At 68.3% G+C, this 22,655-nt stretch carries 28 protein-coding genes and 1 pseudogene; 23 read left to right on the top strand and 6 right to left on the bottom strand.

Going from position 1 to position 22,655, the window contains the following annotated elements; genetic code table 11:
* The first annotated feature begins 114 nt into the window (after positions 1-114).
* The 8 genes from ACKTSN_RS20290 to ACKTSN_RS20255 all read left to right on the top strand — a co-directional run bounded on the left by ACKTSN_RS20290 (position 115) and on the right by ACKTSN_RS20255 (position 7,729).
* Entirely contained in the window at positions 115-1,344 is a 1,230-nt protein-coding gene (locus ACKTSN_RS20290) for a hypothetical protein (protein WP_409470408.1), read from the top strand.
* Between the two features lie 91 nt (positions 1,345-1,435).
* Complete coding sequence (locus tag ACKTSN_RS20285; RefSeq protein WP_409470407.1) at positions 1,436-2,068, top strand: TlpA family protein disulfide reductase; 633 nt, start codon at positions 1,436-1,438, stop codon at positions 2,066-2,068.
* 1 nt (position 2,069) lies between these two features.
* The gene (locus ACKTSN_RS20280; protein ID WP_409470406.1) at positions 2,070-2,840 is read left to right on the top strand and encodes a cytochrome c biogenesis CcdA family protein; all 771 of its coding nucleotides are present in this window, start codon (positions 2,070-2,072) and stop codon (positions 2,838-2,840) included.
* Between the two features lie 3 nt (positions 2,841-2,843).
* Complete coding sequence (resB, locus tag ACKTSN_RS20275) at positions 2,844-4,574, top strand: cytochrome c biogenesis protein ResB (RefSeq protein WP_409470405.1); 1,731 nt, start codon at positions 2,844-2,846, stop codon at positions 4,572-4,574.
* Positions 4,571-5,653, top strand: coding sequence for a c-type cytochrome biogenesis protein CcsB (gene ccsB / locus ACKTSN_RS20270; RefSeq protein WP_409470404.1), 1,083 nt, complete (start codon positions 4,571-4,573; stop codon positions 5,651-5,653). The genes resB and ccsB overlap by 4 nt, the downstream gene beginning before the upstream one ends.
* Positions 5,654-5,742: 89 nt before the next feature.
* On the top strand, positions 5,743-6,348 hold the full coding sequence (locus ACKTSN_RS20265) for an RNA polymerase sigma factor (protein WP_409470403.1): 606 nt from the start codon (positions 5,743-5,745) through the stop codon (positions 6,346-6,348).
* Positions 6,345-7,283 (top strand): CU044_5270 family protein, encoded by a 939-nt coding sequence (locus tag ACKTSN_RS20260; RefSeq protein ID WP_409470402.1) that lies wholly within the window; start codon positions 6,345-6,347, stop codon positions 7,281-7,283. The genes ACKTSN_RS20265 and ACKTSN_RS20260 overlap by 4 nt, the downstream gene beginning before the upstream one ends.
* 38 nt (positions 7,284-7,321) lie before the next feature.
* The gene (locus ACKTSN_RS20255; protein WP_409470401.1) at positions 7,322-7,729 is read left to right on the top strand and encodes an SRPBCC domain-containing protein; all 408 of its coding nucleotides are present in this window, start codon (positions 7,322-7,324) and stop codon (positions 7,727-7,729) included.
* A 94-nt stretch (positions 7,730-7,823) separates the two neighbouring features.
* On the opposite strand, the gene ACKTSN_RS20250 is transcribed toward ACKTSN_RS20255, so the two are convergent.
* Together ACKTSN_RS20250 and ACKTSN_RS20245 are read right to left on the bottom strand one after the other, a co-directional pair.
* Positions 7,824-8,273 (bottom strand): nucleoside deaminase, encoded by a 450-nt coding sequence (locus ACKTSN_RS20250; RefSeq protein ID WP_409470400.1) that lies wholly within the window; start codon positions 8,271-8,273, stop codon positions 7,824-7,826.
* A gap of 75 nt (positions 8,274-8,348) precedes the next feature.
* A complete protein-coding gene (locus tag ACKTSN_RS20245; RefSeq protein ID WP_409470399.1) occupies positions 8,349-8,954 on the bottom strand; it encodes a hypothetical protein in 606 nt (201 codons plus the stop codon).
* A 158-nt stretch (positions 8,955-9,112) separates the two neighbouring features.
* Between ACKTSN_RS20245 and ACKTSN_RS20240 the strand changes: the two genes are divergently transcribed.
* Positions 9,113-10,027, top strand: a complete 915-nt coding sequence (locus ACKTSN_RS20240) for a helix-turn-helix domain-containing protein (RefSeq protein ID WP_409474876.1) — start codon at positions 9,113-9,115, stop codon at positions 10,025-10,027.
* Complete coding sequence (locus ACKTSN_RS20235; RefSeq protein ID WP_409474875.1) at positions 9,975-10,088, top strand: DUF397 domain-containing protein; 114 nt, start codon at positions 9,975-9,977, stop codon at positions 10,086-10,088. Before ACKTSN_RS20240 ends, ACKTSN_RS20235 begins: the two co-directional genes overlap by 53 nt.
* On the opposite strand, the pseudogene ACKTSN_RS20230 reads toward ACKTSN_RS20235, so the two are convergent.
* Positions 10,069-10,335 (bottom strand): annotated as a pseudogene (locus tag ACKTSN_RS20230) (TetR/AcrR family transcriptional regulator); the annotation flags it as partial. The gene ACKTSN_RS20235 and the pseudogene ACKTSN_RS20230 overlap by 20 nt on opposite strands.
* On the opposite strand from ACKTSN_RS20230, the gene ACKTSN_RS20225 reads away from it, so the two are divergent.
* Complete coding sequence (locus ACKTSN_RS20225) at positions 10,300-10,611, top strand: LppU/SCO3897 family protein (protein ID WP_409475127.1); 312 nt, start codon at positions 10,300-10,302, stop codon at positions 10,609-10,611. The pseudogene ACKTSN_RS20230 and the gene ACKTSN_RS20225 sit on opposite strands and share 36 nt — an antisense overlap.
* Positions 10,612-10,620: 9 nt before the next feature.
* On the opposite strand, the gene ACKTSN_RS20220 is transcribed toward ACKTSN_RS20225, so the two are convergent.
* A complete protein-coding gene (locus ACKTSN_RS20220; RefSeq protein WP_409470398.1) occupies positions 10,621-10,947 on the bottom strand; it encodes a PLD nuclease N-terminal domain-containing protein in 327 nt (108 codons plus the stop codon).
* A gap of 90 nt (positions 10,948-11,037) precedes the next feature.
* Here ACKTSN_RS20220 and ACKTSN_RS20215 point away from each other — a divergent pair, with 90 nt between their 5' ends.
* The 12 genes from ACKTSN_RS20215 (at position 11,038) to ACKTSN_RS20160 (ending at position 20,791) form a co-directional block, all read left to right on the top strand.
* On the top strand, positions 11,038-12,495 hold the full coding sequence (locus ACKTSN_RS20215; RefSeq protein ID WP_409470397.1) for a menaquinone biosynthesis decarboxylase: 1,458 nt from the start codon (positions 11,038-11,040) through the stop codon (positions 12,493-12,495).
* Positions 12,492-13,394, top strand: coding sequence for a menaquinone biosynthesis prenyltransferase MqnP (gene mqnP, locus ACKTSN_RS20210; protein WP_409470396.1), 903 nt, complete (start codon positions 12,492-12,494; stop codon positions 13,392-13,394). The genes ACKTSN_RS20215 and mqnP overlap by 4 nt, the downstream gene beginning before the upstream one ends.
* A gap of 14 nt (positions 13,395-13,408) precedes the next feature.
* Positions 13,409-13,864, top strand: coding sequence for a Uma2 family endonuclease (locus ACKTSN_RS20205; protein WP_409470395.1), 456 nt, complete (start codon positions 13,409-13,411; stop codon positions 13,862-13,864).
* Positions 13,865-13,919: 55 nt separating this feature from the next.
* Complete coding sequence (locus ACKTSN_RS20200) at positions 13,920-14,573, top strand: UbiX family flavin prenyltransferase (protein ID WP_409474874.1); 654 nt, start codon at positions 13,920-13,922, stop codon at positions 14,571-14,573.
* A gap of 53 nt (positions 14,574-14,626) precedes the next feature.
* On the top strand, positions 14,627-15,082 hold the full coding sequence (locus ACKTSN_RS20195) for an Lrp/AsnC family transcriptional regulator (RefSeq protein WP_129799414.1): 456 nt from the start codon (positions 14,627-14,629) through the stop codon (positions 15,080-15,082).
* A gap of 84 nt (positions 15,083-15,166) precedes the next feature.
* Positions 15,167-16,330, top strand: coding sequence for an aminofutalosine synthase MqnE (gene mqnE, locus ACKTSN_RS20190; RefSeq protein ID WP_409470394.1), 1,164 nt, complete (start codon positions 15,167-15,169; stop codon positions 16,328-16,330).
* Between the two features lie 26 nt (positions 16,331-16,356).
* Positions 16,357-17,022, top strand: coding sequence for a UdgX family uracil-DNA binding protein (locus ACKTSN_RS20185; RefSeq protein WP_409470393.1), 666 nt, complete (start codon positions 16,357-16,359; stop codon positions 17,020-17,022).
* Between the two features lie 16 nt (positions 17,023-17,038).
* Complete coding sequence (locus tag ACKTSN_RS20180) at positions 17,039-17,563, top strand: GNAT family N-acetyltransferase (protein ID WP_409470392.1); 525 nt, start codon at positions 17,039-17,041, stop codon at positions 17,561-17,563.
* A gap of 91 nt (positions 17,564-17,654) precedes the next feature.
* Positions 17,655-17,954: a DUF4229 domain-containing protein gene (locus ACKTSN_RS20175; RefSeq protein ID WP_409470391.1), complete on the top strand. Its 300-nt coding sequence runs from the start codon at positions 17,655-17,657 to the stop codon at positions 17,952-17,954.
* A gap of 140 nt (positions 17,955-18,094) precedes the next feature.
* Positions 18,095-18,196 carry a putative leader peptide gene (locus tag ACKTSN_RS20170; RefSeq protein WP_346656957.1) on the top strand — a complete coding sequence of 34 codons (102 nt, stop codon included), beginning with the start codon at positions 18,095-18,097 and terminating at the stop codon, positions 18,194-18,196.
* 66 nt (positions 18,197-18,262) lie between these two features.
* On the top strand, positions 18,263-19,561 hold the full coding sequence (locus ACKTSN_RS20165; RefSeq protein WP_409470390.1) for a dicarboxylate/amino acid:cation symporter: 1,299 nt from the start codon (positions 18,263-18,265) through the stop codon (positions 19,559-19,561).
* 90 nt (positions 19,562-19,651) lie between these two features.
* Positions 19,652-20,791 carry an IS701 family transposase gene (locus tag ACKTSN_RS20160; RefSeq protein ID WP_409470389.1) on the top strand — a complete coding sequence of 380 codons (1,140 nt, stop codon included), beginning with the start codon at positions 19,652-19,654 and terminating at the stop codon, positions 20,789-20,791.
* A 197-nt stretch (positions 20,792-20,988) separates the two neighbouring features.
* Here ACKTSN_RS20160 and ACKTSN_RS20155 read toward each other — a convergent pair.
* Both ACKTSN_RS20155 and ACKTSN_RS20150 read right to left on the bottom strand, forming a co-directional pair.
* A protein-coding gene (locus tag ACKTSN_RS20155; protein ID WP_409470388.1) for an IS5 family transposase occupies positions 20,989-21,863 on the bottom strand; the annotation gives its coding sequence in 2 pieces (ribosomal slippage) (positions 20,989-21,470 and positions 21,470-21,863; 876 coding nt in all).
* 165 nt (positions 21,864-22,028) lie between these two features.
* Positions 22,029-22,610 carry a transposase gene (locus ACKTSN_RS20150; RefSeq protein ID WP_409470387.1) on the bottom strand — a complete coding sequence of 194 codons (582 nt, stop codon included), beginning with the start codon at positions 22,608-22,610 and terminating at the stop codon, positions 22,029-22,031.
* Positions 22,611-22,655: the final 45 nt, after the last annotated feature.

Genomic DNA, 22,655 nt, shown 5'->3' with positions numbered 1-22,655 from the left:
GCTGTTGCATCGTTGTTGCATTTGTTCCGAAACGCTTGTAATTAGCCGGAACCTCCCCGTTCGTCGCGCCCTCTGACTGGGTGACCACCAGAGAGCGCAACGGATGGGGATGTCATGCGTCACATCAGTCGACGGGGAGCGATCGGGCTCGGCGCGGGGGCCGCGGCCGCCGTCGGACTCGCGGGCTGCGGCACCCTCACGTCCTCAGACGGGCCGACCCATGCCGGAGGTTCCGCCACCAAGGGCAGTCCTACCCCTCGTCCCGACCGCCCCCTCGGCGACGGCTCCACCGCCTTCACCGGCAAGCAGCCCCACCAGCCTGCCGAGCCCGAGCCGTTGGAGCCGGGGCAGACCCCGCCGCAGTTCGTCGTCTTCTCCTGGGACGGTGCCGGCGAGGTCGGCAACGGACTCTTCCCGCGCTTCCTGGACCTCGCGCGCGACCACGGCGCCCACATGACCTTCTTCCTCTCCGGGCTGTATCTGCTGCCCGAGTCGAAGAAGCGCCTCTACGACCCGCCGAACAACCCGCGCGGCGCCTCCGACATCGGCTACCTCACCGACGCGCACATCAAGGACACGCTGAAGAACGTCCGCCGGGCGTGGCTGGAGGGCCATGAGATCGGCACCCACTTCAACGGCCACTTCTGTGCCGGGTCCGGCTCGGTCGGCAACTGGACGCCGCAGCAGTGGCGCAGCGAGATCGATCAGGCGAAGTCCTTCGTGAAGGAGTGGCGGACCACCACGGGGTGGACCGATCTGCCCGCCCTGCCCTTCGACTACGACAAGGAACTCGTCGGCGGCCGTACGCCCTGTCTGCTGGGCCAGGACAACCTGCTGCCCGCCGCCCGCGAACTGGGCTGGCGTTATGACGCCTCCGCGCCGGGCGGCCTTCAGATCTGGCCCTGCAAGAAGCAGGGCATATGGGATCTTCCGCTTCAGCAGATACCTTTCCCCGGACGCAGTTTCGAGGTCCTCTCGATGGACTACAACATGCTCGCCAACCAGTCGGTCAACTCCACCAACGCGCCCTCCCACAACTACCCGGGCTGGCGGGAGCAGGCAGCGCGGGCCTACATATCCGGCTTCAAGCGGGCATACGAGACAAACCGCGCCCCCTTCTTCGTCGGTAACCACTTCGAGCAGTGGAACGGCGGCATCTACATGGACGCCGTGGAGGAGGCGCTGAAGCACATCGCGCGGGAGAAGGAGAAGGGCGGGGATGTGCGACTGGTGTCCTTCCGGCAGTTCGTGGACTGGCTGGACGTACAGAAGCCCGAAGTGCTCGACCAGCTGCGGACCCTCGAGGTCGGGCAGGCGCCCGCCGAAGGGTGGAAGCGCTTCTGAAGAAGCGGTCCTGAAGCGGTCCTGAAATGCGGGTTCACGCCCGCAAGGGGGGTGCGCAAGATCCTCGGAACGGACATGCGAAACTTTTCACATGAGTGCCGCCAGCCGCGCCCCCCTGCGCTCGATCACCGCACGCCGCACCCGTCGCCGCGCCGCCCTGCTCACGGCCGGGGCCGCCGCCGCGGCACTCGCCCTCACCGCATGCAGCTCCGGAGGCACCTCCGGGGGCGGCGGTGACACCAACTTCGTCGCGGGCTCCGACGGCATCGACACCGTCGAGAAGGGCGACCGGACCGCCGTACCCGACCTGTCCGGCGAGACCATCGACGGCAAGCAGCTCGACATCGCCGACTACAAGGGCAAGGTCGTCGTCCTGAACGTCTGGGGCTCGTGGTGCTCGCCCTGCCGCGCCGAGGCGAAGAACCTCGAGACGGTCTACGAGGACACCAAGGACCAGGGCGTCCAGTTCGTCGGCATCAACACCCGTGACACCAGTACCGGTCCAGCGCGCGCCTTCGAGGAGGAGTACGGGGTCACCTACCCGAGCCTGTACGACCCGACGGGCAAGCTGATGCTCCGCTTCGAGAAGGGCACGCTCAACCCGCAGGCCATCCCGTCCACGCTCGTCATCGACCGGGACGGGAAGGTCGCGGCGCGCGCTCTGCAGGCGCTCAGCGAGGACAAGCTGCGCGACATGCTCGACCCGGTTCTTGCGGAGAAGTGACGTGACCGGAGTGACCACGCTGGCCGCCACCGGGGTCAACGACACCGTCCTCAACGGGGCCCTGCTGCTCGCCCTGCCCGTCGCCCTGCTCGGCGGCCTGGTCTCCTTCTTCTCGCCGTGCGTCCTGCCCCTCGTCCCCGGCTATCTCTCCTACGTCACCGGAGTCAGCGGCACCGACCTGGCCGACGCCCGGCGTGGCCGGATGGCCATCGGCGCCTCGCTGTTCGTGCTCGGCTTCACCGCCGTGTTCGTCTCCAGCGGGGCGCTGTTCGGCTACTTCGGCCAGACTCTTCAGGAACACCAGTCCACCTTGTCCAAGGTGCTCGGTGCGCTCATGATCCTCATGGGTGTGTTCTTCATGGGGCTGATGCCCTGGCTCACCCAGCGCGAGTTCCGGTTCCACACCCGTCCGACGGCCGGACTCGTCGGCGCCCCGCTGCTGGGCGCGCTGTTCGGGATCGGCTGGACGCCCTGCATCGGACCGACCCTCGCCTCCGTACTGGCGCTCTCCTCCAGCCAGGCAAGCGCGGGCCGCGGTGCCATCCTGACCATCGCCTACTGCCTCGGCCTCGGCCTCCCCTTCGTCCTCGCCGCCGTCGCCTTCCGCAAGGCCCTCGGTGCCTTCGGCTGGGTCAAGCGCCACTATGTCTGGGTGATGCGCATCGGCGGGATCATGATGATCGCGACCGGTGTGCTGCTGCTGACCGGCGCGTGGGACAGCCTGGTGCAGGAGATGCAGACCTGGTCCAACGGCTTCACTGTGGGGATCTGATCGATGAGCAAGACGACAACCAACGCGCCCACCGGCCAGACCCCTGCCCCCGGCGAGGACCAGGATCTGGGCGCGGCCGGCTCCCAGCTGTCCACCACGCCCCGCGAGGATGCGCCCAACCTGCCCTCCCTCGGCGTCATCGGCTGGGCCCGCTGGTTCTGGCGGCAACTCACCTCCATGCGGGTCGCGCTGCTGCTGCTCCTGCTGCTGTCGCTGGCCGCGATCCCCGGCTCGCTGATCCCGCAGGCCGGTAGCGACGCCACCGCGGTCGCCGACTTCCGCGACCGGCACGAAACCCTCGCGCCGATCTACGACAAGCTCGGCCTCTTCCACGTCTACAGCTCGGTGTGGTTCTCCGCGATCTACATCCTGCTGTTCATCTCCCTCATCGGCTGTATCGTCCCGCGCACCTGGCAGTTCGTCGGCCAGCTGCGTGGCCGCCCGCCGGCCGCACCCAAACGCCTCACCCGGCTCCCGGCATACACGACCTGGCGCAGCGAGGCCGAGCCCGAGCAGGTCCGCGAGGCCGCGCTGGCCCTGCTGAAGAAGCGCCTCTTCCGCGCCCACGCCACCGGTGACGCGATCGCCGCCGAGAAGGGCTATCTGCGCGAGGTCGGCAACCTCGCCTTCCACATCGCGCTGGTCGTGATGCTGATCGCCTTCGGCTGGGGCCAGCTGTTCAAGTCCGAGGGCAACAAGCTGATCCTCGAGGGCGACGGCTTCGCCAACACCCTCACCCAGTACGACGACTTCAAGTCCGGCAGCCTCTTCACCCAGGACGACCTGGACGCGTTCAGCTTCAACCTGCAGGACTTCCAGGGCACCTACGAGGTCTCCGGCCCCAACCGCGGCACCCCGCGCACCTACCAGGCGAACGTCACCTACAGCGTCGGCGCCTACGGCAAGGAGCAGCAGGCCACCATCAAGGTCAACGAGCCGCTGGAGGTCGGCAACTCGAAGGTCTATCTCGTCAGCCACGGCTACGCCCCCATCGTCACCGTCCGGGACGCCCGCGGCAATGTCGTGATGAACAACGAAGCCGTCGCCCTGCTGCCGCTCGACGAAAATGTCACCTCCTCCGGTGCGATCAAGGTCATGGACGGTTACCGCAACGCCGAGGGCGAGAAGGAACAGCTCGGCTTCAACGCCTTCTTCGTGCCGACCTTCGCCGGCGAGGGCCACGGCACGATGCTGTCCCAGTTCCCGGCGGTGCTGAACCCACGGCTCGCGCTGTCGGCGTACCACGGCGACCTGGGCGTCGACTCGGGCATCCCGCAGAGCGTGTACCAGCTGGACAAGAGCCACCTGAAGGAGTTCAAGGACTCCAAGGGCGAGCTGTTCAAGAAGCGGCTGAAGGTCGGCGAGACCATGACGCTCCCGAACGGCGCCGGCTCGGTCACCTTCGAGGGCGTCCAGGAGTGGGCCGGCTTCCAGGTCGCCCGGCAGCCCGGCAGCGGCTGGGCGCTGGCCGGAGCGATCGTCGCGATCTTCGGCCTTGCCGCCTCCCTGTTCGTCCAGCGCCGCCGCGTGTGGGTGCGGGCGGTGCGCGGCGCCGACGGAGTCACCGTCGTGGAGATGGCCGGCCTCAGCCCCAGCGAGTCCGCGAAGGTGCCGGAGGAACTGGGCGACCTCGCCGGGCTCCTGTACGAGAAGGCACCGGGCGCACCCGACCCCGATCATGACCCCGACCCAACCGACCCCGCTGTTCCTGCCGAAGGGGCTGAGAAGCAGTGACGCTCGCCGCCGCGACCAACGAGAATCTCGCGAACCTCAGCAACACGCTGATCTACTCCGCGATGGCCGTCTACACCCTGGCCTTCTTCGCCTACATCGCCGAATGGCTCTTCGGTAGCCGCAGCAAGGTCGGCCGCACCGCCGCCGCGCTCACCGCCGAGACCGGCACCACGGCCGATGCCCCGGCTGTGACCGTGCGCAAGGCCGGCGGGACCGCCGTACTGGAGCGGCCCAAGGTCGTCGTCCGGGCCGCGGCTGGCAGCCGCGACGTACCCGACGGACCCGGCGCGCACGGCGGGGACGAGAAGGGCGACCTCTACGGGCGTATCGCCGTGTCCCTCACCGTGCTCGCTTTCCTCATCGCGGCCGCCGGTGTGCTCTGCCGGGCGCTCTCGGTGCAGCGGGCGCCGTGGGGCAACATGTACGAGTTCAACATCACCTTCTCCACCGTCGCCGTAGGCGTGTACCTCTCACTCCTCGCGCTGAAGAAGAACATCCGCTGGCTCGGCCTTCCCCTGGTCACCACGGTCCTCCTCGATCTCGGCCTGGCCGTCACTGTCTTGTACACCGCCAGCGACCAGTTGGTTCCCGCCCTCCACTCGTACTGGCTGTACATCCACGTCTCCACGGCCATCCTGTGCGGCGCGGTGTTCTACGTGGGCGCGGTCTCCACGCTGCTCTACCTCTTCCGCGACTCCTACGAGAACAAGCTCGCGAGCGGCGGCAAGCCCGGCCGTTTCGCGACCTCGGTGCTGGAGCGGATGCCCGCCGCGGCCTCCCTCGACAAGTTCTCCTACCGCATCAACGCCGCCGTCTTCCCGCTGTGGACGTTCACGATCATCGCGGGCGCCATCTGGGCCGGCGACGCTTGGGGCCGCTACTGGGGCTGGGACCCCAAGGAGACCTGGTCGTTCATCACCTGGGTCGCCTACGCCTGCTACCTGCACGCCCGCGCCACGGCCGGCTGGAAGGGCCGCAAGGCCGCTTACCTGGCGCTGATCGCGTTCGCGTGCTGGCTGTTCAACTACTACGGCGTGAACCTCTTCGTCTCCGGCAAGCACTCGTACGCGGGCGTGTGACCCGCCGGCGAACTCACCTACGCCGAGGGCCGGTTCCTGTGACCTGAGTCACGGGAACCGGCCCTCGCCGTATGGACAGGCAAAGAGACGTGGATACGAATCTGCGGAAACGCATCCGCGCGGGGGACCACGACGCCTTCGGTGCTCTCTTCGACGCGTACGCACGCTCCGTTTACAACCACGCCTTCCGGCTCACCGGCGAGTGGTCGACGGCCGAGGACGTCGTCTCGCTGACCTTCCTGGAAGCCTGGCGGCTGCGCGAGAAGCTCGACGAGGACGGCGGCTCACCGCGCCCCTGGCTGCTCGGCATCGCCACCAACGTCGCGCGCAACTCCCGTCGTGCCGCCCGAAGACACGCCGCCGCCGTCGCCCGACTGCCGCGCGACGAGACGGTACGGGACTTCGCCGACGAGGTCGCGGGGCGGCTCGACGACACGACCCAACTGGCCCTCGTACGCACCGCCCTGGCCAAGCTACGGCGCGTCGAGCGCGAGGTGCTGGCGCTGTGCGTGTGGTCGGGGCTCGACTACCAGTCGGCCGCCGAGGCACTCGGGGTGCCCGTCGGAACCGTACGATCACGGCTCTCCCGCGCGCGGACAAAACTCGCGAAACATATGGAACCGCCTCACCCGCACGGACAGATGAGAGGTGACCGCACCACCGCGGTCAGGCCCATCAGGGAGGGAAACCGATGAACCAGCTTCCCGAACGCGACCTTCCGCCGGGCCGTCACCGACTCCTCAAGGAGCATCTGATGACCGAGATCCGGCGTGAAACCGAGACCGAAACCGGGCAGCGCGCACGCACCAGGTGGCTGCGCCCCGCGTTCGCCGCTGCCGCCGTCACCACCGCTGCCGCCGCCACGTTCGTCGTCCTGCCGTCGTCCGGAGGCGGCGCGGGCGCGCAGCCGCCCAGCAAGGCCACCGTGGCGGTGCTGGAGGACATCGCGCTGGCGGCCGAGGACGCGGGTGGCGCGTACGGCGAGATCCGCGACGACCAGTTCGTGTACGTCGACAGCAAGGTGTCCTACGCCCAGTACGAGGAGGGCAAGAAGACGAAGATCCCGCCGCTGCACCGGTTGGAGCAGTGGACGTCCGTGGACGGCGCCCGCAAGGGGCTGATCCGGGAGGACGGACGCGGCCAGTGGACCACCGACCCCGACCCGGCCCCGGGGAGGCCCGGTTACGACGTATCGACCAACTACCGGCACCTCTCGACGCTCCCCACCGACCCGGACGAGATGTACGACTGGCTGGCCGAGGTGGCTCCGGAGCACAGCGGCCAGGAGACCTACCAGGCCATGTTCGTGCTGGTCGGCGATCTGATCCGGGATGCGATCGTGCCGCCCGAGCAGGGCGCGGCGCTCTTCCGCGCGGTCGCGCGGATCCCTGGGGTGAAGGTGGTGGAGAACGTGGTGGACGCCGCCGGACGACGTGGCGTCGCGATCACTCGGGACGACCCCGACAACCCGACCCGGGACGAGTGGATCTTCGACGCGAAGGCCTACGAGTTCCTCGGCGAGCGCTCGGTGGCCACCGAGGACTACGCGGACATCAAGAAGGGCCAGGTCACGAGCAACACGGCGATCCTGGACCGGGCTGTCGTCGATCGCGCAGGTCAGCGGCCGTAAGGGGTGCATATCGTCCCCGGCAGGGTCAGGCTGGTGTCATGACCGGTTCCATCGAGCAGGGCATCAGCCAGACCCACGGGAACACGCACATCCTGCACTTCCTGGTGCGTCTTCCGCGGCCCATGGAACAGGTCTGGCCCGCGCTGACCACGGGGGACGGGCTCGCGGCCTGGTTCACCCCGGCCGACGTGCTCGAACCCCGCCTCGGCGGCGCGGTCACCCTGCGTGACGTCGGCTCCGGACACGTGACCGCCTGGGACGTGGACCGGGTCGCCGAGTACACGGTGCAGGACGGTGGCCGGATCCGCTTCCACCTGGAGCGCGACGGAGAGGAGGGCAGCGCCCTGCGGTTCACCCACGAGTTCGAGGGCGAGCAGGAGTCGGAGCCACGCTGGCACGCTCGCTTCGAACGTCTGATCGCATTCCTGGAGGCCGGTGCCCCGTAGCAGGCCTACGGCTCACCTCCAGGGGCTGCTACGCCGGGGCGTGCGGCAGAGCGGGCTCACTCCCGCTCCGTCCGGTCAGGAACGGTTACGTGGCTCACTCACCGATGTCCTCGTTCCACAGAGCCGAGTGCGTGGCGATGAAGGCGCGCATCATCGCCACGCACCCGGGATCGTCGACGAGCACGATCTCCACGCCGTGCTCCGCGAGCCAGTCGTGCCCGCCGTGAAAGGTGACGGCCTCGCCGATCACCACCCGTGAGATGCCGAACTGCCGGACCAGGCCGGAGCAGTACCAGCACGGCGAGAGCGTCGTCACCATCGTCGTACCGCGGTAGGAGCGCTGCCGCCCGGCGTTGCGGAACGCGGCCGTCTCCGCGTGCATCGAGGGGTCGTCGTCCTGGACGCGCCGGTTGCGGCCGCGGCCGAGCAGGGTGCCGTCGGAGCCGTACAGTGCGGCGCCGATCGGGATGCCGCCCTCCGCCAGCCCGGCACGGGCCTCGGCGACGGCGGTGGCGAGCCACGCGCGGGACTGTGCCTGATCCATACGTCCACTCTGCTGGCGCGCAAGCACCGAGGCAACGTGCCCGAGCCGACGGTCACTGCCTCAACGGCGGTGGTGTTACTGGCGTTCCAGCACCGCGTAGTCCACGAAGCTACGGCGGTATCGGGCGTGGTGAGTTTCCTGGGTGTGCCTGCGTTGCCACTCCTCCACCTCCGCCGGGTCGAGGCGCGGACCCGACCTCGCCCCGCAGTCGGCCTCCTCGCCCGAGACACACCACGCCTCGTACTCCGGCTCCGCGGACGGCTCCTGGAACATCGAGTACGGCACATAACGGAACACTCGACGCCGGACGCCCTCCGGATGCGCCTGCGCCTGATGCCGGCGCAGCAGTACGTCCGCGTCCGTCTCCAAGCTCCCGTCCGACCGGGCCCGCGCCTCCTCCCGCAACGCCGCCAACTCCGCGCACGACCCACACCCGGGGACCGGCACCGGCGGACGTGCCTCCGAAACGCCGTTCCCTGAACGGTGGTTGGCCGCCCGCACATTCGCGCTCAGCCGTTCCTCCGGCGTCGCCGTGCGGATGCGCGCCGGGTCCGCCTGCCACTCCCGGCCGCCGCCGACGGGGCGCAGCATCGCGTACGGGCCCGCCTTGCCGCGGTACTCGCCGACCCTGTCCGACCGGGGGTCGCAGACGAACGTCCCTGTCTCGAACTGCTCAACCATGTCCACTCCGAGCACGCTTCATTACGCTGGGTGTATAGAGCGTCGCCCAGGGGAACCGTCCGCATCAATGCATCACGCGTGCCACGCGGCACTGTCACGGAGGGGAACCTGCGACCCAACGCAACGCCGACTCAACGGCAGGAGTCAGCAACGCCGCGCTGTTCGGCGAGTTACTACGGCACTTCCGCGAGGCCGCGTTTCTCACGCAGGAGGCGCTGGCCGGCCAGATCCCCTGCGACCGCTCGCTCGTGGCGCGGGTGGAGGCGGGGACGAGGGTTCCGCAGGACACGTTCGCGAAGAAGTGCGATGAAGTGCTGGGCGCGAGCGGGGCGTTGCTGCGGCTTTGGGGGCGGATTGATTGGTATCCGCAGGTGGAGCATCCGGACTGGTTCAAGCGCCGGGCTGAGATGGATGCGGTGGCCGTTCAGCTGTACGAGTATCAAGAGCAGGTCATCCCGGGTCTGTTGCAGACGCCGGACTACGCACGGGCCCTGCTGTCCCAGACCGCCAGCGGTGAGGAGGCCGAGGACCGTGTGCGGGCTCGACTGAGCCGACAGCAGCGCTTCCTCGCGGAGCACGGGCCGTTGTACGTCGCCGTGCTGGACGAGAGTTGTCTACGCAACGTCGTGGGAAGTCCTGCCGTGATGCGTGACCAGTGTGCGCATCTGCTGAGCCTTGGGAGGCATCCCAATATCCGCATTCAGGTGGCCCCGGCCGCCTGCATCGGCATTGTCCGCCCCACGACGTCCATGTCGCTGATCGTGCTGCCTGACGGAGAGCGCTGGGTCTACTCGGAATCGCTGAGCCGTGGCCATTTCAACAATGATCCGGCGGTCTACGCGTTCCACAGCCGAACCTATGATGTGCTCAGGGCTGACGCTCTGTCTGCATCGGAGTCTGCCGCCTTGATCGGCGAGACGATGGAAGGGTACAGGCACGATCATGAACAGGCACGAGCTGAGCGCGGCGACCTGGATCAAAAGCAGCTACAGCGGCAACGACGGCGGCAACTGCATAGAAATCGCCCCCGCTATCCCCGCCGTCGTCCCCATCCGCGACAGCAAGAACCCTGACGGCCCCGTCCTCGTCGTCCGCCGCGAGGCGTGGTCCGCGTTCACCGCGGCTCTGCGCTGATCGACCGCCAGATCCGTTCCGGCAGGACACGCGCCGCCTCGTCGAGGTCGACGTCGCCGACGGCCAGCCAGCGGCGGGCGGTGCCGATGACGGGGCCGAGGACGAGGCTCTCGATCAGTGCCGGCGGCAGGGGCGCGATCTCGCCCTTCTCGACGTACAGGCCGATCCAGTCCGACAGCGGCGACAGCCTGGCCTCCTGGGCGTCGCGGAGTTGTCTGGCCTGTGTCATTCCGAGGCGGTCGGCGCGGCCCCCGACTCGTGCGAATCCGGCACCCGCCTCAACGGAACGCTGCCCAACTCCACCACCGCACAGGAGGTCAGCGGCGTAGAGGAGGTCTCCTGCTCGGCATCCGACGCCCACTACCAGGTGATCGAGACGATCCCCTTCACCTCGGACATGAGCCGCTGCAACAACAACCCCAGGACGGAGTACGCCTTCTCCTCCCGGTACACCCTCAACGGCGCGACCATCAACGAGCACGTGTACTGCCTGATCGGCCTCGGCTCGTACGCGCAGTACTGACGCTCAGCCTCAGCTGTCGTCGCCGTCCTTCTTCTTGTCCCGGTCCTCCCGGTCCTCCTCGGAAAGGGACTTCAGGAACTCCGGGTTGTCGTCCGGCGCGACCCACTGCTGCCGGCGTCCGCCGGCCGCCCAGCCGCCGGGGCGGCCGGCGGACGGGTGCCGCTTCTTGCCCGCGATCAGCCAGGAGATCGACCCGACGAGCGGGAACAGCAGCACGAGGATCGCCCACAGTGGCTTGGGCATGTGCCGGATGTCCTTCTCGTCGGTGCTGATGCAGTCGATGAACGCATACACGCTCAGTGCCAGCGGCACCACGAACATCAGGATCCGGAGCATCAGCACTCCCCTTGTGGAACGGGTGGTCGGGAGCCGCGCGCACGGCCCCCGGGACGGGGCCAGGGTAGCCCCTCGGGGATACTTGGCCCCATGGCATACGACGATCTTCGCTCCCTGCTCAGGGCACTGGAGCGCGAGGGGGACCTGAAGCGCATCAAGGTGGAGGTCGACCCGTATCTGGAGATCGGGGAGATCGTCGACCGGGTGCAGAAGGCGGGCGGTCCCGCGCTGCTCTTCGAGAAGGTGAAGGGGTCGTCGATGCCCCTCGCCATGAACGTCTTCGGGACCGACCGCCGGCTGCTGAAGGCCCTGGGCCTGAAGTCGTACGGCGAGATCAGCGACAAGATCGGCGGGTTGCTGAAGCCGGAGCTGCCGCACGGGTTCGTCGGTGTGCGTGAGGCCTTCGGCAAGCTCGGCGCGATGACCCACGTACCGCCGAAGAAGGTCAAATCCGACAACGCGCCCGTCCAGGAAGTGGTGCTGCGCGGCGACGACGTCGACCTCGACACGCTGCCCGCCCTCTTCACCTGGCCGCAGGACGGCGGCTCCTTCTTCAACCTGGGGCTGACCCACACCAAGGACCCGGAGACCGGGATCCGCAACCTCGGCCTGTACCGCCTCCAGCGCCACGACAAGCGCACCATCGGCATGCACTGGCAGATCCACAAGGACAGCCGCAACCACTACCAGGTCGCCGCGAGGCGCGGCGAGCGGCTCCCGGTCGCGATCGCCTTCGGCTGCCCGCCCGCCGTCACCTACGCCTCCACCGCCCCCCTCCCCGGCGACATCGACGAGTACCTCTTCGCCGGGTTCATCGCGGGCAAGCGGATCGAGATGGTCGACTGCAAGACCGTGCCGCTCCAGGTGCCGGCGCAGGCGGAGGTCGTCATCGAAGGCTGGCTCGAGCCCGGTGAGATGCTGCCCGAGGGCCCGTTCGGCGACCACACCGGCTTCTACACGCCGCAGGAGCCGTTCCCGGCGCTGAAGATCGACTGTGTGACGATGCGGAAGCGGCCCCTCCTGCAGTCGATCGTCGTAGGCCGCCCCCCGACGGAGGACGGACCCCTCGGCCGTGCGACCGAGCGTTTCTTCCTCCCCCTGCTGAAGATCATCATCCCGGACATCGTGGACTACCACCTGCCCGAGGCAGGCGGTTTCCACAACTGCGCGATCGTGTCGATCGACAAGAAGTACCCCAAGCACGCGCAGAAGGTGATGCACGCGGTCTGGGGTGCGCACATGATGTCTCTGACCAAACTGATCGTCGTCGTCGACGCCGACTGTGACGTCCACGATCTGCACGAGGTCGCCTGGCGGGCCCTCGGCAACACGGACTACGCCCGCGACCTCACGGTCGTCGAAGGCCCCGTCGATCACCTCGACCACGCCTCCTACCAGCAGTTCTGGGGCGGCAAGGCAGGCATCGACGCGACGAAGAAGTGGCCCGAGGAGGGCTACACGCGCGACGGCGGGTGGCCGGACATGGTGCTGTCCGACCCGGACACGGCGGCGAAGGTCGACCGCCGCTGGAAGGAGTACGGGCTGTGACTTCCGCGTCTGCCGCGATCCCGCAGCCGGGACGCACCAAGGCCTTCCTCCGCCTGGTGGTGATCGAGCACTCGGTCTTCGCGCTGCCCTTCGCCTACATCGCGTCGCTGACGGCGATGTTCCAGGTGGACAGGAACATCCACTGGGGCCGGCTGCTCCTGGTCACCATCTGCATGGTGGGCCTGCGGACCTTCGCGATGGCCGTCAACCGGATCATCGACCGCGAGATCGACGCGCGGAACCCGCGCACGGCCCACCGTGAACTGGTGACGGGCGCGATGTCGGTACGGCACGCCTGGACCGGCGCCCTCATCGCCCTGGTGGTCTTCCTCGGCGCGGCGGCACTGCTCAACCCCCTCTGCCTGGCTCTGGCCCCCGTCGCGGTGATCCCGATGGTGGTCTACCCCTACGGCAAACGGTTCACGAACTTCCCCCAGGCCATTCTCGGCCTCGCCCAGGCCATGGGTCCGGTCGGCGGCTGGCTGGCGATCACGGGGGAATGGTCCTGGGACGCGGTGATCCTCGGTCTGGCCGTCGGCATCTGGATCGGCGGCTTCGACCTGATCTACGCCTGCCAGGACGTCGAGACCGACCGCGAGATCGGCGTCATGTCGGTCCCGGCACGCTTCGGGATTCCGGCGGCGATCTGGGGGGCGCGGCTCTGCCACGCCGTGACGACGGCGCTGTTCGTCTGGTACGCCGTGGTGATCGACGCGGGCACGTTCTTCTGGCTGGGTCTGCTGATCGTCGCGGGCGCGTTCCTGTACGAGCACACGATCGTGCGGCCGCATGATCTTTCGCGGGTGAACAGGGCGTTCTTCAGCGTCAACGGGTTCATCGGGATTGCCCTGTTCGTGTGTGCGCTGCTTGATCTTCTGGTTCGGGGTCTGACGGTCTGAGTACGGTCCGAGCTATGGACCGCCTGCACACACAGCTGGCCCGGTTCGAGGACGCATTCCGCGGGTTTCGGACGGAGATCGTCGAGGGAAGCGTCGTGGCGTATCCGCTCAGGCCGCACCACGCCAGAACGATCCACGAGGTCTGGAACGCCCTCGATGCGCAGCGGAACGAGATCGCGTACGCGCCGGACCTCGTCGAACTCGTCGTAGAGGTCGTCTCCCGGGCCGGCATCCGCCGCGACTACGAGGTGAAGCCCCGCTGGTATGCCTCCCGAGGCATCGCCAACTACTTGATCCTCGACCCGCTGAAGGGCCACTGCGTCACGATGTGGAATCCCGGACCCGACGGCTACCTCGGGCAGGACACCATCGCGTACGGCCCGGAGCTGATCGTCGGCTCCCCTCTGGGGAAACTGACCCTCGCCACGAGCCACCTCCCCGTCGACCCCAAGGCGCCAGCCCCGTCCTGAACACCTTCCCGTCCGCCGGTAGGCTCAGGGTGTGAACGCAGGGGAATCGCAGCGCGTGCCTTGGATCGTGGGGGTGTCGGGAGCGTCCGGTACGCCGTACGCGGCTGCTGTGCTGCGTGCGCTGCTGGATGCGGGGGAGAGCGTCGACCTGGTGGTCAGCAGGGCCTCCCGGCTCACGCTGCTCGATGAGACCGGTCTGCCCTTCCGGGACGCGCACTGGCAGGACGACCTGCGGGAATGGCTGGCCCGGGGGGCCGACGGGAAACCGGACGCGTTCGCCGTGGACATCTCGGGCGTACGGCACTGGAGCGCCGGGGACCTGGCGGCGGGGCCGTCCTCGGGGTCGTACCCCGCGAAGGGGATGCTCATCGTGCCGGCCTCGACCGCGTGTGTCGCCGGGGTGGCCCTCGGGCTCTCGAAGGACCTGCTGCAACGGGCGGCGAGCGTGACCCTCAAAGAGAGCCGCCCGCTGGTCGTGGCCGTGCGGGAGGCCCCGCTGAACGGGCAGACGCTCCGGCATCTCGTCAGCCTCGACGACGCGGGCGCGACCGTCGTGCCGGCCTCACCCGCCTTCTACGCGGGCGCCACCCACATCCAGGACCTCGTCGACTTCGTCGCCGGACGTGTCCTCGACGCGGCAGGCGTCCCGCACACGCTCTACCGCCGCTGGAAGGGCGAACTGGGCGGCGGAAACTCCCGCACCGCGTAACGCTCATCAACTCCAGGAACTCTTCAGACACTTCAGCGGAAGGTTTCGATCGCATGGACGCCGTGGACAGGCAGCTCATCCAGGCCCTGAGGGAGAACGGCCGGGCCTCCTACGCGGAGCTGGGGCGCCTCGTCGGCCTGTCGGGCCCCAGCGTCACCGACCGCATCAACCGGCTGGAGGCGGCTGGTGTGATCACCGGCTACCGCGCCACCGTGAACGCCGCCTCGCTCGGTCTCGGCGTCACCGCCCTGATCGGCATCTCGCTCTCCGACGCCGCCGACCACGAGGACGTGGCACGCCGGCTGAAGGACCTGCCCGAGATCGAGGACTGCTGGTTCATCGCGGGCGACGACTCCTTCATGCTCAAGGTGCGCGCGACGGACGTCGACGGACTGGAGAGGATCATCCGGCGGCTGAGCGGGACCAAGGGCGTGTCCCGGACCCGTACCACCATCGTGCTCTCCACGAAGTGGGAGAACCGGGTGGGTGAGCTGCCGGAGGAGGTCTAGGCGCGCAGCGCCGTCTGGGGGCACCTCCCGCCCGAAGGGCGGGGGAGTACGGTTGGGCGGAGTTGTCGTAGAAAGGGCATACGCATGGACGTCGGGCTCAAGCGCGAGCTGGAGGAGAAGGTGAGGGCGGGCGTCCGCCTGACCCGGGAGGACGGCATCGCGCTGTACGAGTCGGACGACCTCGCCTGGCTCGGCGGGCTCGCCCACGAGGTGCGGACACGGAAGAACGGTGACGTCGTGCACTTCAACGTCAACCGGCACCTCAACATGACGAACGTGTGCACCGCGTCCTGCGCCTACTGCTCCTTCCAGCGCAAGCCGGGCGAGAAGGACGCGTACACGATGCGCATCGAGGAGGCCGTCAAGCTCGCCAAGGCGATGGAGAGCGAGAACCTCACCGAGCTGCACATCGTCAACGGGCTGCACCCCAACCTGCCGTGGCGCTACTACCCGCGCTCCCTGCGCGAGCTGAAGGCCGCCCTGCCAAACGTGTCGTTGAAGGCCTTCACGGCGACGGAGATCCATCACTTCGAGACGATCTCCGGGCTGTCCGCCTCGGAGATCCTCGACGAGCTGATCGACGCCGGCCTCGAGTCCCTCACCGGCGGCGGCGCCGAGATCTTCGACTGGGAGGTCCGGCAGCACATCGTGGATCACCGGACCCACTGGGAGGACTGGTCCCGTATCCACCGGCTGGCGCACGAGAAGGGGCTCAAGACCCCCTGCACCATGCTGTACGGCCACATCGAGGAGCCCCGCCACCGCGTCGACCACGTGCTGCGGCTGCGTGAGCTCCAGGACGAGACCGGCGGCTTCCAGGTCTTCATCCCGCTGCGCTACCAGCACGACTTCGTCGACATGAAGGACGGCAAGGTACGCAACCGGCTGCAGGCCAGGACCGCGATGGCGACCCCCGCCGAGGCCCTGAAGACCTTCGCCGTCTCCCGGCTGCTGTTCGACAACGTCCAGCACGTCAAGGTCTTCTGGGTCATGCACGGCATCCAGACCGCCCAGCTCGCCCTCCAGCACGGCGCCGACGACATGGACGGCTCGGTCGTCGAGTACAAGATCACGCACGATGCCGACAACTACGGCACCCCGAACAAGCTGACCCGCGACGACCTGCTGGACCTGATCCGCGACGCGGGCTTCCGCCCGGTCGAACGGAACACGCGGTACGAGATCATCCGGGAGTACGAGGGTGCCGACCCCGCGCGCCGGGAGTCACCGCAGCCGATGCGGGTGTGAGCGTCCGTGAGGGGTACCCGGCATGGGTGACCCCTCGTACGACCGCACCCGAAGACGCGTACACCGCCGAGCCCTTCGTCCCCGACGAGGCCGGCGATCTGGACGCCCTGCGCCGGGCCGCCGCCGACTGCCGGGGCTGCCCGCTGCACAGGGACGCCACGCAGACCGTGTTCGGCACCGGGAACGACCACGCGCGCGTGATGCTCGTCGGCGAGCAGCCCGGGGACCAGGAGGACCGGCAGGGCAAACCGTTCGTGGGGCCGGCCGGGCGGCTGCTGGACCGGGCGCTGGCCGAGGCGGGCATCGACCCCGGCGATGCCTATGTCACCAACGCCGTCAAGCACTTCAAGTTCACCCAGGCCGAGCCGCGCAAGCGCCGTATCCACAAGACGCCGACCCTCCGGGAGATGACCGCGTGCGGCCCCTGGCTGGCCGCCGAGCTGGCCGTCGTGGAGCCCGAGCTGATCGTGCTCCTGGGCGCGACCGCGGGGAAGGCGCTGCTGGGCTCGTCGTTCCGGGTCGGGGAGGTAAGAGGGGCGCTGCTGGAGCGCGAGATCCACGGCCGGCCGGAGAAGCTGGTGGCGACGGTGCATCCGTCGTCGGTGTTGCGGGCACAGGACGACAAGGATCGGAAGGCCGCGTACGAGGGGCTGGTTGCCGATCTGAAAGTGGCGGCGCGAGCGTTGTCGTAATGGCTACTATGACGCCGTGCCCCTTACTTTCACACTCGACCCCGCCGTCGACCCCGCCCTCCACGACGGCATCCTCGACCTCTGGACCGACGTGTCCAACGCGGGCGGAGCCGTCGGCTTCGTCCCCCCGGTGGCGCGGGAGGCGATCCGGCCGGAGCTGGTGAAGCAGCTGGCCGCCCTCAGTGAGGGCCGGGCCCGGCTGCTCGTCGGGCACGACGAGGACGGACGGGTGGCCGCGACCGCGTTCCTCACCTTCAACACGCACCGGCTCATGACGCACTGGCTGTGGCTGTACACGGTGATGGTGCACCCGCGCCACCAGGGCAAGGGCTACGGCCGCGACCTGCTGGCCGCCGCCGCGGACGCGGCCCGTACGTTCGACGGGATCGAGGCGATACGGCTCACCTGCCGGGGCGGGCTGGGTCTGGAGCGGTTCTACGGCTCCTGCGGCTACAAGGAGGTCGGCCGCGTGCCCGGCGCGATCCGGGTGGAGCCGGGGGACGACCGGGACGACATCATGATGCTGCTGCCTCTGGCCTGACCGTACGCACCCCCTTCCAAGATCGGCGCAGTGGCGTGCTTCACTGGAGGGTGCCCTTTGGTGACGTTCGGGAACGGAAGAGTGGATTGAGATGCTCCGCTACACACTGATGCGCCTCGGAATCTTCGTGGGCTGCTTCGTGGTCGTCTGGGGCCTCGTCTACACCGGCCTCGCCCCGCGCGGACTGGGCGCCTCCAACGGCGTCTGGGTCCTGCTGCTCGCCCTCGTCCTCTCCGCGCCGATCAGCTTCGTGGTGCTGCGCAAGGAGCGGGACCGGGCCTCCGTCGGGATCGTGCAGAAGGTGGACCGGGTGAAGGCCAACCTGGAGGCCAACCGCAGCCAGGAGGACGTCGCCGACGACGCGGCCCGCGCGCAGGGGCAGACGTCGTAAGGTCCGTCACACGCCAACAGGTGCCCCGGTTCCCGACCCCTCGGAAACCGGGGCACTTTGCGTTGTTCGGGTCATAGTTGTCTCGCGCCTCTCAAAGCCAGGCTTTGAGGTTCCCAAAGTTCAAGTGTTACGGTCTGCGGGTGAAGTCCGCAGCTGTGTCCGCCACGCCCCGAAGCGTTCCGCTCGTGGTGCGTCTGCACGTGGACCTCTGCCGGTGCGCGTCCGCGACCTGTCGCCTCTGACGTCCTGCGACCCTCGCGCCTTACGCCAGTCCCCTCACGTCAGCCCCTGCGCATCCCCAACGGAGCATGTCCGTGTCCGCGAACACGAAGTCCTTCAAGCTGCCCTTCTGGGCCCAGATAATCGCCGGTCTCGTCCTCGGCGTCCTGCTCGGCTGGATAGCCAGGAGCCAGGACCTGTCCTGGCTCGCCACCACCCTCGAGAAGGTCGGCGACACCTTCATCGGGCTGCTGAAGCTCGCCGTCGCCCCGCTCGTCTTCTTCGCGATCCTCGTGTCGATCACCAACCTGCGGAAGGTGAACAACGCGGCCCGTCTGGCCTCGCGCACCCTCCTCTGGTTCATGATCACGTCGCTGATCGCGGTGGCCGTCGGCATCGTCATCGGCCTGGTCACCAACCCCGGTGCCGGCACCGGCCTCACCCCGCAGGACGGCGCGAAGCCCGAGACCACCGGCTCCTGGATCGACTTCCTGACCGGCATCGTGCCGACCGATGTGATCACCCCGTTCACCGAGCTGAACGTCCTGCAGATCGTCTTCATGGCCGCCGTCGCCGGTATCGCCGCCCTCCAGCTCGGCGAGAAGGCCCAGCCGATCCTCACCCTGAGCGAGTCCGTCCTCGAACTCCTCCAGAAGGCCCTGTGGTGGGTCATCCGCCTCGCCCCGCTCGGCACCGTCGGCCTCATCGGCAACGCCATCGCCACCTACGGCTGGGACCTGATCGGCCAGTACGCCACCTTCACCGCCGACATCTACGTCGGCTGCGCGATCGTGCTGTTCGTGGTCTACCCGGTGCTGCTGGCGACCGTCGCCAAGGTCAGTCCGCTGCAGTTCTTCAAGGGCGCCTGGCCGGCCATCCAGCTGGCCTTCGTCTCCCGGTCGTCGGTGGGCACGATGCCGCTGACCCAGAAGGTCACCGAACGCCTCGGCGTCCCCAAGGAGTACGCGTCCTTCGCCGTGCCGTTCGGCGCGACGACCAAGATGGACGGCTGCGCCGCCGTCTACCCGGCGATCGCCGCGATCTTCGTCGCGCAGATCTTCGACATCCAGCTGGGCGTCGGTGACTACCTGCTGATCGCGTTCGTCTCGGTGGTCGGCTCCGCCGCCACGGCGGGCCTGACCGGCGCCACGGTGATGCTGACCCTCACCCTGTCCACCCTGGGCCTGCCCATGGAAGGCGTCGGTCTGCTCCTGGCCATCGACCCGATCCTGGACATGATGCGGACCGCTACCAACGTCGCCGGACAAGTTGTATGCCCGTTGATTGTGGCGTCGCGGGAGAAGATCCTCGACCGCGACAAGTACAACAGCGTCTCTACGGCCCCTGCCGACGCGGACGAACCTCAGGCGATGGCTGCCGCCGCCTGATCGCGGACTGGCGACTATGGTCGGCTAGTACTGCAATCACAGTTATGGGGTCTGGTGTGATTGAGTGTCCCGGTGTCTGTGGATCTTGGTGTGCGTCAAGTCGAGTCCTGGCGTGAGGCGTTGGTGGGGTTACACGCGCGGTTCGCGTCGCGGTTTGCCCGCTCGGAGCCACGGGGCCGGTCGCTGGAGTACATGACCGGGCTGGTGGCGCCGCTGGAGCGCAAGAACGGCTGGTCACTGGCGGAACGAGCCGGTGAGGCGCATCCGATCGGGATGCAGCGGCTGCTGGGCGAGGCTGACTGGGACGCTGACGGGGTCCGCGATGACGTCCGTGACTTCGTCATCGAGAGTATCGGTGACAAGGACGCAGTGTTGATCGGTGACGACACCGGGTTCCTGAAAAAGGGAGTCCGCTCGGCCGGGGTGCAGAGGCAGTACTCCGGCACCGCAGGCCGGACCGAGAACTGCCAGATCGGCACCTTCCTCGCCTACGCCTCCCGGCGAGGGCGGGCGTTGATCGACCGGGAGTTGTATCTGCCGAAGTCCTGGACGGACGACCGGGAGCGGTGCCGGGCGGCCGGTATCCCGGACGATGTGCCGTTCGCCACGAAGATCGAGCACTTCCAAGCCATGCTCCAGCGCGCTCTGGATGCGAAGGTGCCGTTCGCGTGGGTGACCGCAGACGAGGCATACGGGCAGGTCAAGCGACTGCGGTACTGGCTGGAGCAGCGCGCGGTCGCGCACGTGCTGGCGACCAAGGTCAACGACACCGTCATCACCACCCGGGGCGCCGAGGCCCGGGTCGACGCCTTGGTGGCCGGCCTGCCGCGGCAGGCGTGGAAACGCGTGTCGGCAGGAGCCGGCGCCCACGGGCGCAGGTTCTACGACTGGGCCCGGGTGCCGATCCGGATCTGGTGGGAGAACGGCTTCGGCCACTGGGTACTGGCCCGCCGCAGCCTCAGTGACCCGACCGAGATTGCTTACTACGTCTGCTACGGCCCGGTCGGCACCCGGCTGAGGGACCTGGCCCGGGTGGCCGGGGCCCGGTGGCAGGTCGAGGAATGCTTCCAGGCCGCAAAGAACGAGTGCGGCCTGGACCACTACCAGGTCCGCCGCTACGACGCCTGGTACCGGCACATCACCCTGTCCATGGCCGCACTCGCCGCACTGACCGCCATCCGTGCCCAGGAACTGTCAAAGGGGGCAGCGATCTTGGACAAACCCGCCTGATACCCCTGTCCGTCGCGGAGATCCGCCGCCTGATCGGACTACTCCTCCGCCCACAACACCTCACCCCGACGCACCATCTGCACTGGTCATGGTGGAGACGGCTCAGTCAGACCCGTGCTCGCCTCAGCCACTACAAACGCCGAGGCCAGACCCCATAACTGTGATTGCAGTACTAGGGCGTGTTTCGAAAGTGCTGGTCACAGCCATTCGTTGATGGCCGCGACCAGCACGGTCGCCTCGTAGCGGACGGCGAGCTTGTCGTACCTCGTTGCCACCGCGCGGTGGCGCTTGAGGCGATTGATGCCGCACTCCACCGCGTGGCGCTCTTTGTAGTCGGCCGCGTCGAACTTCGGCGGTCGGCCGCCGTGGGAGCCGCGCTTCTTGCGGTTGGCGATCTGGTCGCGTTTCTCCGGGATCGTGCAGCGGATGCCGCGCTCGCGCAGGTAGGCGCGGTTCGCGCGGGAGCCGTACGCCTTGTCGGCACGAACCTTGTCCGGCCGGGTACGCGGGCGACCCGGCCCGAGCCGGGGCACCCGGATTCGGCCCAGGACCACCTGGAACTGCGGGGAGTCACCGCGCTGCCCGGCCGTGATCACCAGAGACATCGGCTTCTGGGCCTGCTCGACCGCCAGGTGGAGCTTGGTCGTCAGCCCGCCCCGGGAGCGTCCGAGCCCGTGATCGTCGGGCTCGGTGAACAGACCTCCGGGTGGCTCGATCTGCAGATCCCCTTTTTGCGGGCACCCGCCGCATGCTGGTGGGCGCGGGCGATGGTCGAGTCCACCGAGACGTCCCAGGTGATCAGCCCCTCGGCGTCGGCCCGGGCCTGCAGTTGCTCGAACATGCGGTGCCAGGTGCCGTCCCGCTGCCAACGCCGAAACAGTCCGTACACCGTCTCCCAGGGCCCGTAGCGTTCGGGCACGTCCCGCCACGGAGCACCAGCGCGGGTGCGCCAGCGTATGCCGTCTATCAACTGCCGCTTGGTGTGCACCGGCGGTCGGCCCGACTTCTTCCCAACCGGCAGCAGCGGCTCCAGCTTCGCCCACTGCGCATTCGTCAGATCATGCCTCCCCATGAGGTGGATCTTGACACACCAAGATCCACTTCTGAAACACGCCCTAGAAGGCTCATGAAGATCTTGGTGAGAGGTCGCCCGGCCGCAGGCCGGGCGACCTCTGTGGCTAGGGGGTGGCCGGGCTGAGGTGCCAGGTGTCGTTGGTTCGGGTGAGTCCGAGGTTGATCAGTCGGCGGAGGTTGAGGGCGGCTGCTCGGGTGTGCAGCCAGGTGTTGTTGGCGATGGTTCCGCGGCGTCCAGCACGGTCGAGTCCAGCGCCCGCCGGTGCTTGCCCTTGAGGACACCGGTGGCCTTCACGACCTCGCGCACAGCCTCGAAGACCCAGTTCGGCCGAGCCGAACGGGAAAGCCGACGGCGGAAGTAGGCCAGCAGCGACGGATCGAACGCCATGTCGTTCAGGCCCAGCCCGCACGCGGCCTTCCACCGCAGGTCACACCGCAGTTCCTGGACCGTTTCGAAGTCCGACAGCCCGTGCAGGGCCTGCAACGTGATCGCGGCGGCCAGGATCTGCGGCGGCATGCTCGGCCGCCCGTTCGCCGACGGATACATGTCCGCGAACATCTCCGCCGGAAACAACGCACCGCGATGTTCGGCCAGAAACGCGAACACACTCCCCGCCGGGATCAACTCCCGGCAGATCTCCCACACATCCGGACCGACCGTCTCCCCGGCCCACTTCCCCATCACCACGAAAACAAGTCTGGTCCCGCCGCTCACGCGGCGGGACCAGAACCCCAAGATCTTCATGAGCCTTCTAGTAGGGCTTTGTTAGGTACCCCGATTGATCATCGT

The sequence above is a fragment of the Streptomyces flavusporus genome, from assembly GCF_046267975.1.
Lineage (GTDB): Bacteria > Actinomycetota > Actinomycetes > Streptomycetales > Streptomycetaceae > Streptomyces > Streptomyces flavusporus.
The sequence above is the reverse complement of the archived record's forward strand: the minus strand, read 5'-3'. Positions and strand labels throughout refer to the sequence as shown.

What these genes read in the sequence shown, in the direction of transcription:
- ACKTSN_RS20290 (WP_409470408.1), top strand. Translation starts at nt 115, where the DNA reads ATGCGTCACATCAGTCGACGGGGAGCGATCGGGCTCGGCGCGGGGGCC.
- ACKTSN_RS20285 (WP_409470407.1), top strand. Translation starts at nt 1,436, where the DNA reads ATGAGTGCCGCCAGCCGCGCCCCCCTGCGCTCGATCACCGCACGCCGC.
- resB (WP_409470405.1), top strand. Translation starts at nt 2,844, where the DNA reads ATGAGCAAGACGACAACCAACGCGCCCACCGGCCAGACCCCTGCCCCC.
- ACKTSN_RS20260 (WP_409470402.1), top strand. Translation starts at nt 6,345, where the DNA reads ATGAACCAGCTTCCCGAACGCGACCTTCCGCCGGGCCGTCACCGACTC.
- ACKTSN_RS20255 (WP_409470401.1), top strand. Translation starts at nt 7,322, where the DNA reads ATGACCGGTTCCATCGAGCAGGGCATCAGCCAGACCCACGGGAACACG.
- ACKTSN_RS20250 (WP_409470400.1), bottom strand. Translation starts at nt 8,273, where the DNA reads ATGGATCAGGCACAGTCCCGCGCGTGGCTCGCCACCGCCGTCGCCGAG.
- ACKTSN_RS20245 (WP_409470399.1), bottom strand. Translation starts at nt 8,954, where the DNA reads ATGGTTGAGCAGTTCGAGACAGGGACGTTCGTCTGCGACCCCCGGTCG.
- ACKTSN_RS20220 (WP_409470398.1), bottom strand. Translation starts at nt 10,947, where the DNA reads ATGCTCCGGATCCTGATGTTCGTGGTGCCGCTGGCACTGAGCGTGTAT.
- ACKTSN_RS20215 (WP_409470397.1), top strand. Translation starts at nt 11,038, where the DNA reads ATGGCATACGACGATCTTCGCTCCCTGCTCAGGGCACTGGAGCGCGAG.
- ACKTSN_RS20205 (WP_409470395.1), top strand. Translation starts at nt 13,409, where the DNA reads ATGGACCGCCTGCACACACAGCTGGCCCGGTTCGAGGACGCATTCCGC.
- ACKTSN_RS20195 (WP_129799414.1), top strand. Translation starts at nt 14,627, where the DNA reads ATGGACGCCGTGGACAGGCAGCTCATCCAGGCCCTGAGGGAGAACGGC.
- mqnE (WP_409470394.1), top strand. Translation starts at nt 15,167, where the DNA reads ATGGACGTCGGGCTCAAGCGCGAGCTGGAGGAGAAGGTGAGGGCGGGC.
- ACKTSN_RS20175 (WP_409470391.1), top strand. Translation starts at nt 17,655, where the DNA reads ATGCTCCGCTACACACTGATGCGCCTCGGAATCTTCGTGGGCTGCTTC.
- ACKTSN_RS20165 (WP_409470390.1), top strand. Translation starts at nt 18,263, where the DNA reads ATGTCCGTGTCCGCGAACACGAAGTCCTTCAAGCTGCCCTTCTGGGCC.
- ACKTSN_RS20150 (WP_409470387.1), bottom strand. Translation starts at nt 22,610, where the DNA reads ATGAAGATCTTGGGGTTCTGGTCCCGCCGCGTGAGCGGCGGGACCAGA.